This is a genomic window from Caulobacter sp. LARHSG274 (assembly GCF_052871235.1).
Window position 1 is genome coordinate 263,128 of record NZ_JBIXJO010000002.1, and the last position, 12,811, is coordinate 275,938.

A 12,811-nucleotide genomic window follows, 5' to 3' on the forward strand; every position below is an offset into this window, starting at 1 on the left:
TTTTGCGATCACGCGGCCGGTCCGCAGGACTTAGGCGCCTGCACGCGTGGCGCGGGAGTTACGCCTACGCCACGGGGCTGGTAGGCTCGTGTCCGTCGAGAGGTGGGATGGCTGTCTACACGTTCGTTTGTTTAGGTCGGAATCAAGTCGCCGGCACGATCGACATCCAGGACTTGCCCGGCGGCGGCTATCGCCAACATGCCTTCGGGTTGTTGCGCGAGCACGTCAGTGCGGCGGCCGTCGAAGTGTGGCGCGAGGACGAGGTGTTGGAGACGATCGATCGTACGGGCGAGAACTCCAATCGGTGACCGACGAGCCTGCCCGGATGGTCTGAGACGGCTGGAGATCAACGCAAACCCATCACCGATCTGCTCGGGTGCTTTGGCGCAGCGACGCCGGCGGACTTGGACGCGATCTCCAGGAGCGGCGCTTCGGAACGGCGTTTGGTCGACTGAGCGTCTGCAAACGAAGAAGAGCCCCCAGATCGGCGGCGTGCGTCCGCTAAAAACCCAACATGGTTTCGCGCTCGGGAATCGACTGCAGCGGCGCTTCGATCCGGCACACAAGGCCTGCCGGGTTGAATTCAAACGCCACCGTGCCTGCCATGTCCTGCGCGACGCTGGTCTTCACAAGGCGCGAGCCAAAACCCGTCTGCGCCGGCGGGGAGACAACCGGACCGCCGGTCTCGCGCCATTCGAGGGTCAGCAGCGGCGTTCCGCCGCCGACGTCGAGGATCGCCCATCGCACGTTCAGGCGACCGGCGGCAGTTGAAAGCGCGCCGTACTTGGCGGCGTTCGTCGTCAGCTCATGAAAGACCATGCCCAGGGCCAAAGCCTGACGCGGGGCGAGCCGGATCGAAGGGCCGGCGACGCTGACCTGCTCGCCCGGATAAGGCGCGGTTTCCTGGGCCAAGAGGTCGCCGATCTCGGCCGCTTCCCAACTGGCCTGGGTCAAGATGTTGTGGGTCGCCGACAAGGCCAACAAGCGATCCTCGAAGGTCTCCCGGAACTCTCCGACCGACGTGGCGCGCCGCGCCGTGGCCCGCGCGATCGACTGGATGCTGGCAAGCGTGTTCTTGACCCGGTGATTGAGTTCGTTGGTCAGCAGGCGATGGCGCTGTTCGCTGGCGGTGACCGCCACGAAAGCCTGGTGGCGATCGGTAACGTCCAGAACCACCCCGATCATCCGAGCCGGGCGACCGCGCTGATCGTAAATCACCTGGCCGCGCACATTGATCCAGCGATCTTGCCCGGCGAGGCGATACTCCACGTCGTAGTCAGCGCCGGTTCGCTGGGCGCTTTCGACGGCCCGGTCTCGGCGGGTGCGGTCCTCCGGCGAGAGGTTTCCCAGCCAGTCGTTCAAGGTGAAATCATCATCACCGCGCAAGCCGAACAGCGTCTTGACCTGGCTTGAGGCCTGGAGCGCCTGGCTGCGAAGGTCATATTCCCAGTAGCCGACCCCGCCCGCGTCCAGGGCCTGCAGGATGTTGCCCCGCTGGTCGTAGAGGGAGGCCATGGTCGCCAGAAACAAGATCAGCAGCGTGCCCGCCGCGACGCCGACGCCGAGCAGGAACGGCGGAACGCCCAGCGGCGCCACGACCGATGCGCCCGCGATCGGCGTCAGGTCAAGGGCGGCCATGGCCGTGTAGTGCATGCCCGCGATCGCCACGCCCAGCAGGCCCGCCGCCAGCAGGCGAGACGCCGCCGCCCGCGGACGACGCGCGACCATGAGGCCGACCGAGGACGCGACGATGGCGATCGCCAGCGATAGGGCAACGAGGCTGGGCCGGTAGTCGAGCGCCACGGCGGTTCGAAGCGCGGCCATGCCCACATAGTGCATGGCGCAAATGCCAAGGCCCATGACCGCGCCGGCGACGAGGACGCCCGCCAGCCTCGCTCCGGGTCGGGTCGCCGCCAGGAATGCGCCCCAGGTAGAGCCGATCGCCAGGGCCAGCGACAGGACCGTCAGGCCGGGCGCATAGGCCACCGGCGATCCGGGGTCGAAGCCCAGCATGGCGATGAAGTGCATCGACCAGATCGACAGGCCCATGGCGATCGCCGCGGTGCTGATCCAAACCAGCCGCGCACGGCCGATGTGGGCCTGGACGCGGCTGGCCAGATCAAGCGCGGTCCATGACCCCAGGACCGCCACGGCCAGGGATAGAGCCACAAACATCCAGTTATGATGATGGTGGTGCGGAATGGCCGAGCCCGGGGCTATGCGTTTTTCAACGCACAGAGGGCGACAGGGCGAAGGTCAAGGCAAGCCTGATTCACGTTCGTCGCCGTATCGGCTGATGCTAGGTCGGCGGCATTTGCCGCTCGTCATCGCGTCGAGCGGATGCGTACTCACTATCTCGCCTATTCGTCGCCTTCGGCCATGGCCCTCGCCAGGGAGACGAGACGCTTGCGCAATTGTGGCTTCAGGGCCTTGAAGGCGGTGACCAAATCGTGCGAGCCGCTCTCGCCCAGGAAGTCGATCAGTTCGCCCGCGGCGCTCTCGCCGTCCGCCGGATGATCCAGCCCCTCGAAGAACGACGACAGCGGAGTGTCGAGCTTTTGGGCGATCTCGTAGAGCTTGGAGGAACTGATGCGATTGGTCCCCCGCTCGTATTTTTGAACCTGCTGAAAGGTCAGGCCGAGGGCGTCGGCCAGCTCAGATTGCGAGACCCCCATGGCTTTTCGTTTGGCGCGGATCAGAGCGCCGACATGGCGATCGACGCGATGCGGTTCGGAAATGCGCGCTGAACTCACGGCACCGGCTCCTCGAAGTGACGTCGACCAACGGCTCACATGTCAGCGGCCGCCCCCGAGCTTAAGCACAATTCCAGGACCAGGTTGCAAGACAGATCGCCGCATGCGGGAGTCCTGGGAGCCAGCCGACCGAAGAGGCGAGCCGGCGTTGCGCCGCGCTTCTGGCCGCGGCCGCATGTTCGTCCCCGTTCTAAGAACGCCGTCGAGCCGGCGCCGGCTTTGCAGGACCGGTCGCGACATCAAGGCCCCTGCGACCTTGCAGCGCAGGCGCCTCAAGCCTGAGGTGATCAACTTATTAGCGAACCGGCCGGCAGGGAGCGTCGGCGCGGCGAGCCGCCTAGTCCTGGCATGCCTACGCCTGGCGCGGCCTTCGGCGTGAGGCAAGGCCAGGTCAGGGCGCTCTGTCTTCTAATAGATTCCAGCTGGGACCGCGTGGCGTCGATGATCGCCGCCCAGGAAGCCGGTGCGTGTCGGCCCAGGCCTTGAGGCGCCGTGGATCCTGTGCGTCGGCCGCACCCAAGGCTTGGCGTCGGACCGGCGCGGCGTTCGCCTGCTGTATCGGCGCCGCCGCTGTGGCTACGTGGGAACCTGCGGCGCGGGCCGGAGCGCCTGCAAGACAGCCAATAGGATCTCCAGGGCCGCGGAGTCGAAGGCGGCCAGGCAAAACACCAAGGTCGACGAACTTAAGACGCTCCGCCAAGTCAGCTGATCTTCAGTCAGGGCTCCGAAGCTCACCGGACGGCGCGCCGGGCGCGCTCAGTTCTTGGCGCTTGGGACCAAGCGAAGAGGCGGAGCTTCCGCTTCGATGTCCCCAATCTCGAGCCTAGCCGCCACGGCTCGCAGATCGTTTTCTGCCGCTTCAGCCGTCTCGAACGCCCAGCTCAGGATTTCACCGTCCGGCATGAAGGCCACGGCCAAGAACGGAAAGGTCGGCAGCGGCGGGTCATAGACGACAGCGCGAAATGTCATGGCGTCTCCTCGGCGCCGCAGCTATTCGGGGACGGCCCACCTCATCAGGCTGCGATAAACTGAAGCTAATCTCGACGGTAAGCGGCTGTCGTCGCCGCCACTATAGAGAGCGATGTTCGCGTAACAACGGCTTGCGACCACAGGTGGAGAGCATGGACTCTCTCCTGGGCCGTTAAAGGCGCCTCTGCATCGCCCATTGGCGTCGACCAGCGGCGCGCCAAGTCCGCGACACTGATAATCTGACCGCCGCGCTGCCGTGCCGCAGCCGCCGACGGCCGGCCCTAACCCGATCGTCTGAAGCGCACGCGCTCCTTGCCGACGAGAAGAAAGGCGTCATAGCCGGCGTCGATCCAGGCTTTCCGTTGGACATGGGCTGCGCCAGCGTCGGTCACGTTCGCCCACCATTGCGGCCGGCCCGCGCTCTTGGGGAGCATAGCGCCGAGGATGAGTTCGATCTCGGCGAAGGTCAGCTCGAACTCGGCGTGCCGCTGACGGCGCAGATGTCCGCACAAAGGGTCGTATTTGGCCATCGTAGCAAGATGATGGAATGATCCGGACTCGTCCAATCGCTCTCCAAGTCAGCTTCGTCGGAAATCGATTGGAAGTTGCGGTGCAAGCCGTTCTTCCAGCGAAGCTGCCGCTTTAGGACTGCCTTGTCTTCCAGCAGAAACTAACGGAGCTGGCGCTTAGACTCCACGCCTACGGCGCTACCCGCCGTCCTTGGTGAGTCCGAGAAACATGCACTCGATCTCATCGATCGTTTCGGCCACGGGTACGCGCTCGACGACGCCGCTGCCGGACGTAACCTCGACCCACACCTTATCGCCCGCCATACCCCAAAAGCTAACATTGGCGGTGAGTGACTGACCGTCCATTCGCGTCACCTGCATGATCGCCATGATCCGTCTCCTCGCGCCACCCCACCTTACACAACCGTTGCGTGCCATAATAGCGGTAGCCGCGATCACCCCGGAGCTACCCTCAGCCTTCGGTCAAGCTTGATCGCGTGCGGCTGAGATCGAGTGACCTAGGGGATCGAATGTCGCGTTTCCGGCCGGGTCCGAGAGTCTGCTTCTGGTACTTCGTGGCCGTCGAGCATGTCCCCAAATTCGAGGGCGAGGGCGCTTGGTTCGAGATGGAACTGGTCGAGGGGCACCATGGCCGTACTGGCGCGCCGTCCGGCAGGTGGAGCCGCCGCCTCATGCCCGAACTTAGCGACAACGATCGGCGCAAGGCCGCCACGCTCGACCCGGCGTTCGCAAGGGCTTTCGGCCGATCAGGGGCGGGACTGGCTGGATCTTTCTCGGCCACAGGCCGATATGCTGGCCCCTTCTCCCGCCGGCACATTGAACGTGGTCAGGGACTTTCCACCCGCCCTCCTGGCCTAGCGCTTGGGACCATCAATGTTCCAGGGCCGCAGAGCCCAGGCCGCCATACCACCGATGATCAGGACCACACCGGCCACGATCGAACGGGGCGGGTCACCCGGCAACAGGCCAATTACGCCAAGCGCTGCCCAAGAGGCGAACACCGTGCTCACCAGCCACGCCGCCCAGGGCAAGATCCTCGCTTCGATCGGACCCAAGGGCTTCTCGCCGCCGTCTGGCCAGTTGTTCGCCATGCCAAGCTCCTCTCCAGGCAAATCCTGGGGGAGCCCATTCCCGACAACAACCATTTTCGGCCTATCCGGCAGGGGGGTGTTGAGAAAGCTCCCCCGCGGGACATCCGGCGCTAGTATGGCTGGTCAGTCAGCGCCGAGCGGCTGGGTGCCGGAGCTGACGCTTTGATCATCTGTTCTGAGTCGTTCGTTGGCGCTTGGCCGACGGCCCTACCTTCAAATCGGCAGGGCAGGGGTGAAGACAAGCGGTGGGATAATTCGCTCCAAACATTGTTGAAGACGGCGTTTTCGATCTCGATCCGACGCGCGAAAACTTGCTCCGTCACCACGAACCCAGTGGACGGGGGAAGAATCTAGCAGTCCCCGCGAATTTTCCAAGTCGATGCACCAGACAGGTGATGTTGGGCTTTGCGTGCGGAACCTGGATGGATCGGACGCCTGATATCCCGCCGATCAGAGGAGTGCACCTCACACGGAGGATCTTGCGGGTTGCATCTGCACGTTGTATCGATTTATCGTATAAGTCCCAGAATTCGCCGATCAACGACAGGCCTGGGTCAGGGAGAGAGACATGATCAAGTACTAAGGTGCTGGTGCTTGCCTTGGCCGTGTCCGCGGCTCTGTCGTCGCCGGTCAGAGCGTCCGATCCGGCGGGCTTGGCGGCTTGCCAGGCCTCGGCTCAAGCCGACCTCCATCATGCCATCGCCCTCTGCGATCAAAGAGGGCTTGGCTATTCGTGCCAGCAAGACGCCCAGTCTCAATATCAACGCGCATGGGCCGATTGCGCCAACCGCTACGGATAGGCGTCTTGATGTGGGCGGGCGAGCGACAGGCCGTCATCAAGCCGGATCACTCGCCTGCTTTGGCCAGCTTTGCATGAAGTGTGTAGTCATGAGAAACGGGGCCATCGGCTTAGCGATCGCGATATCCATCACAGCGTTTGGCCTCCCGAGCATCGCCAAATCGCAAAAGGCGCCGGTCCTGTCCTGGGGTAAACCCGAGGTGTCGTTCGACGACTACCGGAGGGACTCGATCGAGTGCGGAAAGCGGGGCGCGACCACATCGATGAAGGGGCGGAGCGAGTTCGATGCGGTGATGTTGGGGCTGAACCGACAGGATGCCGACATAGATATCGGAAGATCCTTGCCGCCGTCCGCGACCCTGGAGGATCCGGCCCAGAAACTGGCTCGCGACTATGCGCTGAACAGCGCCAAGAGCCGGCCGGAACCGAAGGTAAAGGCCTTGCAGAACTTCCTCGAACAGAACGTGGAAACCTGTCTGGCGCAGAAGGGCTATGTCCGGTTCACCCTGACCCCCGCCCAAGCGGCGGATCTGGACAGGCACAAGAAGGGATCGGAAGGGCGCTTTAGGTTTCTGCACGCCCTGGCCAGTGATGAAGCCGTCATTCGTCAGCAGCGGTATCAGCCATAATCGGCCTATTTGCGGTCGCTGAGTTTCACGCCCTCAAAACGGGATAGCCGTTCGGGGCAAGTCCGACGCTGACGAGCCTTGATCCGAAAATACGCGGATGCAGCGAGTGGCGCCTTGAAAGCGGCGCCGAACCTGCGTCAGCTTGGCTGTCGGATTTGCCGACTGGAGATTGATCGATGCGCCGCACCCTTGCCCTGGCCGCCGCTGCCTTGCTGACCCTGGCCGTTTCCAGCCCATCGTTCGCCGCACAGTGTCGCGACGCCAAGGGCAAGTTCATCAAGTGCCCGGCCACCAGCGCTCCGGCCAAGTCGACCAAATGCAAGGACGCCAAGGGCAAGTTCGCCAAGTGCGGCACGCCGGGCGCCAAGCCGGTCTAGCGAACGGTCCAGGACGAACTGGCGATCGATCTGGCCAAGGGCGGATCGCGAGGATTTCGACGGGGCGTGCGCGCAGCGCGCGCCCCTGCGGCGCGCCGGAGGCTGGTCCCTGGCCGGCGGCGCCGACGCCCGCAAGGCGGCTTGCTTCCTCCGCCCCGCTACGCGGCGGGGCCTTTGGCCCGGCCTAGCCAGCGCCGGCTTTGCGGGCGGACCCGCTTGCGTCCGGCGCGCCACAGGGGTGCGTTCCGAAACCCTTCGAGTCGATGCTCGATCTCGGCATAGATCGCCCGCCGCGACTCCTCAAGCCAAGCGCGCGCCTGGTCGGGATCGAAGTCGGGCGCGCCGGCAAGCGCAGCGATATCGGCGGCCTCGGCCAGGATAGTCTCAGCCGAGCGGAACTGACCGACGTCGGCGCTGAGTAGCAGAATGTAGTCTTCGTCCGTTGTCTGCCGGCGTTCGAGAATAGCGATCAAGCCAGGATGATCGGTGTCGGGCAAAGCCGGCGACGTTCGGCCCAGACGGCGGCAAGCCTAGCGCGCGACCGCGATGCGGAGACGCTGTGGTGTGGCGACGTCGCCGCCCTGAAGGCTGACTTGGCGCAGGCCGGTGGCGATCTCGTGATCGAAAAGGCGCTGGCGATCGGCGCCACGCCCTTGAAACGGATTGAAGTGGCGGGCCAGGCCCCCGGCATTGAAGTCGCCAGAGCCCCCGGCCTGAAGACCTTCAAGCCTGGCTGGGGCAGGGAAGCGTCAGCGGCTCAGGTCGGCGGCGGCCCGCACCAGTTCATCGCCAGCGGCGCTGGACACCTCGCAGAATGTCCAGATAGAGATCCAGTTCGGCCCGTGTGTTGATTGGCGTCCGGTTGGTCGCCAGGCAAACGCCCTCGGCGAACTCGTTGACCCGGATCGTGAGATCGGCTCTGAAGGTTTCGTTGGCCTTCGTCCCGGCGGCGCTCGGACAACCGCCCTATCACCCCAGCAACGCGGGCATGGCGGCCTGGGCGAAGGCGCTCGGCCACCCCAATAGGAATGCTGGATTTTCCTCGTCGGCGTCCGCGACGAAAGGTCGGGCGAACTCTTCATGGCTCATCAACTCCGCAGGCTGCGGGCGATCTTTCCCAGATGCCAGGCGCTGGGTTTGGGGGTCCGCACGAAGGTCTTGCGATCCACCGCGACCAGTCCGAACTTCGCCATATATCCGATCGACCATTCGAAATTGTCGAGCAGGGACCACTGGATGTAGCCGAGGACCGGAACGCCGTCGGCCATCGCCGATCTGAGGCCGACCAGGGCGTCGTCGATATAGCGAATTCTCTGGTCGTCGTTATTGGTGGAAATCCCGTTCTCGCTGACCAGGATCGGCTTGCCGGTCGCCGCGTAGACATAGCGCACGGCGTTTCCGAGCCCCGCCGGATAGTATTCCTGGTTCAGGCTGTTGCGCTCGGCGCCCTTCGGCGTTCCCGCATCGCCCGTGGCGTCGATCAGGGTGCGTCCGTAGTTCTGGACGCCCACGAAGTCGCCCGTCGCCTTGACGGCCTCCAGCCAGGCCTGGTCCACATAGGTGCGGACCTCGTCGACACGGCTTTCCGGCCCCGCCGCCTGGTAGTCGTTGATCGCCAGGGTGACGCCGACGGGAAGCTCGGCTCGCACGGCCTTGATCGCCTGATAGCCGGCCTTGTGCGCGGCGATCAGGTTGGGCTGCATCAGTTCGTCGTCGCCCAGATGGAAGCTCATGAACCTGTCGGAGGCGGTGGCGCGCCTGGCGGCGGCCTTCACCGCCTCCTTCCACTTGGCGCGCGCGGGGGTCGCCAGGACGGGGATCCAGCGGAGCACCCGATTGACCTGCGGCTCGTTGAGCGTGAAGGCCATGTGCAGGCCGTCGGCCAGATGGCGGGCGGCGGTGTCGCAGTACCGCGCGAACAGGTCGGGAGAGTCGGGTTCTCCCCAGCCTCCGCGCACGGAGAACCATAGCGGGCAAGTGAAATGGTTGAACGTCACGGCGGCGCGCACGCCGTGGCGATGGCAGGTCTCGATCATCCGCCTGTAGTGATCGAGCTCGGCGTTGGAGAACTGGCCTGGCGAGGGCTCGATCCGCGCCCATTCGATCGAGAAGCGATAGGTGTCCAGGCCGAACGACTTCAGAAGCCGGATGTCCTCCTCATAGAGGTGATAGCTGTTGCAGGCGTCGCCGGATCGGATCGGGAAGGTGGTCGGCTTGATGTTTTCGACCAGCCAGACGTCGGAATTGACGTTGTTGCCCTCGACCTGGTGACCCGCCGTGGCGGCTCCCCAGAGGAAGCCGCGCGGCAGGCGTTGGGCGCTCGGGCGGGCCTGCGCCCGCGCGCCAAGGCCGGTCGCGGCGAGGGCCGCGGCTCCCATGATCTGCCTGCGATTCACCCCGTTGTTCCTCCCACCCGATTGTCCCTTCCGGGGTGTTCGTCCGCACGGCCGCTAGCGTGACGGTGTTCGCCAGCGACGCCCAACGCCGGGGCGATATGTGTCCGCCCAGATATTTTAGCCTGAAGGGAGACGTTGTCACATAAATATACTTCCAGTACAAATAATTGGCCAGGCCACTTCGCGTGTCTCCGCCGACGGGCGTTCCCGCACAGCACAGGTGGAAGAGCGGGCGCACCGATGATTGAGGTGCGGTGCGGTCATCAGTATCGAGACGGCGTTATTTGAGATCAGAAAAATAAGAACAAATATTGGGAGGGTGGAACCGTGAAAAATATGATGCTTTCCATGCTGGCGGGGGCCAGCGTGCTTTCCATCTCCGCGCCGGCGTTTGCGCAGAATGTCGAAAAAGCCGGCAAGGATGCTCAGGCCGAGCCCCTGGCCCAGATCGAAGAGGTGGTGGTCACGGCCCGGCGTCGCGAGGAGTCGCTTCAGGACGTGCCGCAAACGGTCAATGTCGTGACCACCGCGGAAATCGAGAAGCTCAACCTGCGCAGCTTCACCGACCTGCAGTCGATCATTCCCGGGCTGACGCTGATCCAGCAGTCGAGCTTCAACAGCGCCGCGACGGTGCGCGGCGTCGCCTTCGACCCGGCGGCCAGCGGCAACAATCCCAGCATCGAATTCTATCTCAATGACGCGCCGATCTCGTCGAATTTCCTGTTTCAGTCGATGTTCGACGTCGGCCAGTTCGAACTTCAGCGCGGGCCGCAGGGCACGCTGCGCGGCCGCGCCTCGCCCTCGGGCTCGATGGTGTTCAGCACCAAGCGTCCGGATCTCTACAGGGTGGGCGCGGTGCTGAACGCCACCGCCACCGACCTGGATGCGCGCAAGATCGACGGCGCCGTCAATATTCCGATCATCCGCGACAAGTTGGGCCTCCGCATCGCCGGCGTCTATGACGACAACGACGGAACCCGCGTCCACAGCCTCAAACAGGCGGCCGACCCGGACCGCAATCCCGATCCGATGCGGCGCACCCAAGCGGTGCGCGCGACCGTGCTCTTCGCGCCGACCGATTGGGCGACTGCGCGGCTCATGTACCAGGACCTCAAGTCCAGGAGCCAGGCCTACAGCCAGGTCCAATCGCTCTCACTGGTGACGGGCGCGGCGGCGACCACCCCGATCATCCGGCCGTTCGACCGGCTGTCGATCGACGACCAGGGATCATATAACTTTCAGCGGCAGAAAGCCCTCGTCGCCAATATCGACATCGACCTGGCGGGCCAGACGCTGAGCTATGTCGGCTCCTACAACAAGCAGGACTACAACTCGCTCGGGACACAGGACACCGGCGACTACTTTGCGCCGCCGCGCTTTCCGACCGTGGCCCGAACCTTCGCCGATCCGGCCAACAACGAAGCGGTCTGCACCGAGCAGTCGGCCCGCGACGGGCTGAGCCCGACCAACAACAATTTCTACCAATGCACGCACGGCGTCATCAAGCGCGAGTCGCACGAGGTCCGGCTGGCCTCCCAGGAGCGCCTGGCCGGCATGTTCGACTACGTGGTCGGCGCGCTCTACGACCACAATGAAACGCCGACGCGCCTGACCTCGGAAACGCCGCTCCTGGCGTCTCCGACCCGACTCGTTTCGGTGAACCTGACGCCGATCGTTCGCGGCGGGGAATCGACTGAAAAGTCGGTGTTCGGCAACCTGACCGCCCACATCGGCGAGGCGCTCGAACTGTCCGGCGGCCTGCGCTACATCGACTATTCCGGCTTTTCGTCGATCCTGGTCAGCAACCGGCGGCCGACCCCCGACATCACCGACAAGCTCCACGCGACGATCTATTCCGCCTCGGCCAAGTACCGCTTCAACGACGCGGTCATGGCCTACGCCACCGTCGGCTCCTCCTGGCGCGCCGGTCCGCACGCCGTCGGCGACTTCTCGCTCAACCGGTCGGCCCGGGAGACCAGCTTTCTCGACCTGCCGGCGGAAAAATCGACCTCCTACGAAGCCGGCGCCAGGACCTCGTTCCTTGAGGGCCGCGGGGTCTTCAACCTCAGCGCCTATCTCCAGGATTTCGACAACTACGCCTATCGCGGCCAGCCGGTCTATTTCGTGAACTCTTCGAGCGTCGGCGGCGCGCCCACGCCGGGAGTCTCCAGCTTCAACTTCCTCGCCGCGGTTCCGGTGCGGGTGAAGGGGATCGAGGCGACGGGATCCTTCCAGATCCGCCCGCGCTGGAGCCTGGTGGTCAACGCCAGCTACGCCGACGGCCAGATCAAGGACGGCGTCGTGGCCTGCAACGACCTGAACGGCGACGGCAAGCCGGACGCGAACCCGGGCGCGCCGACCCTGACCCAGCTCCAGGCCGCCGTCGGCGCCAACAACCTGGCGCAATGCTCCGGCTTCAACAGCCGCGCATCGACCTCGCCCAAGTTCAACGCCACCGTCCAGTCCGAATACGGCTTCGATCTCACCAGCGAACTGTCGGGCTTCGTTCGCGGCCTCTACGTGCTGTCGGGCAAGAATGCGGCGGATCCGAACAACGATTACGACAACGTCTCGGCGCTGGGGCTGCTCAATCTCTATGGCGGCGTGCGCGCGTCCGATGGGCGCTGGGAGATCACCCTGTTCGCCAAGAACGTCCTGGACAAGCGCAAGGTGATCTCCACCAGCGGCGCGCCGCTCAGCAACGCGCTGACGACCCTGCGGTTCAGCGGCAGCGGCCAGGTCATCGGCTCGTCGTCCTCGACCTTCATGTCGGAATACGTGCCCGTCACCGTCACGCCGGAGCGCGAGTTCGGCGTCAGCCTGCGCGTGGCGCTCGGCTCGCGCTGAGCGCCGAAGACCCACCTCAGTTCACAAGCCTTCGTCAGCCATCAGGAGTCCTAAGATGCGTTTTGTTTCGACCTTCGCCGCCCTCGCGCTCGCCATGGCCGCCGCGGCCGTGAGCCCCGCCGCCGCCAACGCCCAGCAAGCGCCGGCCGCCGCCGCGCCCGCGGCCTACACGACCGAAAACACCGAGATCGGCGCGCTGCTCGACGATCCGGCCGCCAAGGCCGTCCTGGCCAAGCACATTCCCAACGTGGTCGCCAATCCGGGGATCGACCAGGCGCGGAGCATGACGCTCAAGCAGGTCCAGCAGTATTCGCCCGACCTGACCGACGAGGTGCTCGCCAAGATCGACGCCGACCTGGCCAAGCTGCCGGCCAAGAAATAGGCCGTCTCCCCTGGTGGTCGCGAGCAAGGAGCACGACA

At 64.8% G+C, this 12,811-nt stretch carries 14 protein-coding genes; 6 read left to right on the forward strand and 8 right to left on the reverse strand.

All coding sequences use genetic code 11. The features are described 5' to 3' along the window. The first annotated feature begins 107 nt into the window (after nt 1–107). Nucleotides 108–308, forward strand: a complete 201-nt coding sequence (locus tag ACIPQB_RS05555) for a hypothetical protein (RefSeq protein WP_446484221.1) — start codon at nt 108–110, stop codon at nt 306–308. A gap of 193 nt (nt 309–501) precedes the next feature. Here ACIPQB_RS05555 and ACIPQB_RS05560 read toward each other — a convergent pair whose 3' ends face one another. The 6 genes from ACIPQB_RS05560 to ACIPQB_RS05585 all read right to left on the reverse strand — a co-directional run bounded on the left by ACIPQB_RS05560 (nt 502) and on the right by ACIPQB_RS05585 (nt 5,343). After that, the gene (locus ACIPQB_RS05560) at nt 502–2,169 is read right to left on the reverse strand and encodes an MHYT domain-containing protein (RefSeq protein WP_446484222.1); all 1,668 of its coding nucleotides are present in this window, start codon (nt 2,167–2,169) and stop codon (nt 502–504) included. 191 nt (nt 2,170–2,360) lie between these two features. After that, nucleotides 2,361–2,753, reverse strand: a complete 393-nt coding sequence (locus ACIPQB_RS05565; protein WP_446484223.1) for a helix-turn-helix domain-containing protein — start codon at nt 2,751–2,753, stop codon at nt 2,361–2,363. Between the two features lie 756 nt (nt 2,754–3,509). Continuing rightward, on the reverse strand, nt 3,510–3,722 hold the full coding sequence (locus tag ACIPQB_RS05570) for a hypothetical protein (protein WP_446484224.1): 213 nt from the start codon (nt 3,720–3,722) through the stop codon (nt 3,510–3,512). Nucleotides 3,723–4,003: 281 nt separating this feature from the next. Next, nucleotides 4,004–4,288, reverse strand: coding sequence for a DUF7662 domain-containing protein (locus ACIPQB_RS05575; protein ID WP_446484225.1), 285 nt, complete (start codon nt 4,286–4,288; stop codon nt 4,004–4,006). A gap of 141 nt (nt 4,289–4,429) precedes the next feature. Next, nucleotides 4,430–4,621 (reverse strand): hypothetical protein, encoded by a 192-nt coding sequence (locus ACIPQB_RS05580; protein ID WP_446484226.1) that lies wholly within the window; start codon nt 4,619–4,621, stop codon nt 4,430–4,432. 485 nt (nt 4,622–5,106) lie between these two features. Continuing rightward, nucleotides 5,107–5,343 (reverse strand): hypothetical protein, encoded by a 237-nt coding sequence (locus tag ACIPQB_RS05585; protein ID WP_446484227.1) that lies wholly within the window; start codon nt 5,341–5,343, stop codon nt 5,107–5,109. Nucleotides 5,344–6,231: 888 nt separating this feature from the next. Between ACIPQB_RS05585 and ACIPQB_RS05590 the strand changes: the two genes are divergently transcribed. After that, the gene (locus tag ACIPQB_RS05590) at nt 6,232–6,771 is read left to right on the forward strand and encodes a hypothetical protein (RefSeq protein WP_446484228.1); all 540 of its coding nucleotides are present in this window, start codon (nt 6,232–6,234) and stop codon (nt 6,769–6,771) included. A 176-nt stretch (nt 6,772–6,947) separates the two neighbouring features. Next, nucleotides 6,948–7,148 carry a hypothetical protein gene (locus tag ACIPQB_RS05595; RefSeq protein WP_446484229.1) on the forward strand — a complete coding sequence of 67 codons (201 nt, stop codon included), beginning with the start codon at nt 6,948–6,950 and terminating at the stop codon, nt 7,146–7,148. A 158-nt stretch (nt 7,149–7,306) separates the two neighbouring features. On the opposite strand, the gene ACIPQB_RS05600 is transcribed toward ACIPQB_RS05595, so the two are convergent. Continuing rightward, nucleotides 7,307–7,621: a hypothetical protein gene (locus tag ACIPQB_RS05600; protein ID WP_446484230.1), complete on the reverse strand. Its 315-nt coding sequence runs from the start codon at nt 7,619–7,621 to the stop codon at nt 7,307–7,309. A 6-nt stretch (nt 7,622–7,627) separates the two neighbouring features. Between ACIPQB_RS05600 and ACIPQB_RS05605 the strand changes: the two genes are divergently transcribed. Next, nucleotides 7,628–7,999 carry a hypothetical protein gene (locus ACIPQB_RS05605; RefSeq protein WP_446484231.1) on the forward strand — a complete coding sequence of 124 codons (372 nt, stop codon included), beginning with the start codon at nt 7,628–7,630 and terminating at the stop codon, nt 7,997–7,999. Nucleotides 8,000–8,236: 237 nt separating this feature from the next. Here ACIPQB_RS05605 and ACIPQB_RS05610 read toward each other — a convergent pair whose 3' ends face one another. Next, the gene (locus ACIPQB_RS05610) at nt 8,237–9,544 is read right to left on the reverse strand and encodes a glycoside hydrolase family 1 protein (RefSeq protein ID WP_446484232.1); all 1,308 of its coding nucleotides are present in this window, start codon (nt 9,542–9,544) and stop codon (nt 8,237–8,239) included. A gap of 336 nt (nt 9,545–9,880) precedes the next feature. Here ACIPQB_RS05610 and ACIPQB_RS05615 point away from each other — a divergent pair, with 336 nt between their 5' ends. Continuing rightward, nucleotides 9,881–12,391: a TonB-dependent receptor gene (locus ACIPQB_RS05615; protein ID WP_446484233.1), complete on the forward strand. Its 2,511-nt coding sequence runs from the start codon at nt 9,881–9,883 to the stop codon at nt 12,389–12,391. A 55-nt stretch (nt 12,392–12,446) separates the two neighbouring features. Continuing rightward, the gene (locus ACIPQB_RS05620; RefSeq protein ID WP_446484234.1) at nt 12,447–12,773 is read left to right on the forward strand and encodes a hypothetical protein; all 327 of its coding nucleotides are present in this window, start codon (nt 12,447–12,449) and stop codon (nt 12,771–12,773) included. Nucleotides 12,774–12,811: the final 38 nt, after the last annotated feature.

Bases quoted from the DNA above. Each gene is read 5' to 3' on its own strand.
- ACIPQB_RS05555 (WP_446484221.1), top strand. From the start codon at position 108: ATGGCTGTCTACACGTTCGTTTGTTTAGGTCGGAATCAAGTCGCCGGC.
- ACIPQB_RS05570 (WP_446484224.1), bottom strand. From the start codon at position 3,722: ATGACATTTCGCGCTGTCGTCTATGACCCGCCGCTGCCGACCTTTCCG.
- ACIPQB_RS05580 (WP_446484226.1), bottom strand. From the start codon at position 4,621: ATGGCGATCATGCAGGTGACGCGAATGGACGGTCAGTCACTCACCGCC.
- ACIPQB_RS05585 (WP_446484227.1), bottom strand. From the start codon at position 5,343: ATGGCGAACAACTGGCCAGACGGCGGCGAGAAGCCCTTGGGTCCGATC.
- ACIPQB_RS05590 (WP_446484228.1), top strand. From the start codon at position 6,232: ATGAGAAACGGGGCCATCGGCTTAGCGATCGCGATATCCATCACAGCG.
- ACIPQB_RS05595 (WP_446484229.1), top strand. From the start codon at position 6,948: ATGCGCCGCACCCTTGCCCTGGCCGCCGCTGCCTTGCTGACCCTGGCC.
- ACIPQB_RS05605 (WP_446484231.1), top strand. From the start codon at position 7,628: ATGATCGGTGTCGGGCAAAGCCGGCGACGTTCGGCCCAGACGGCGGCA.
- ACIPQB_RS05615 (WP_446484233.1), top strand. From the start codon at position 9,881: ATGATGCTTTCCATGCTGGCGGGGGCCAGCGTGCTTTCCATCTCCGCG.
- ACIPQB_RS05620 (WP_446484234.1), top strand. From the start codon at position 12,447: ATGCGTTTTGTTTCGACCTTCGCCGCCCTCGCGCTCGCCATGGCCGCC.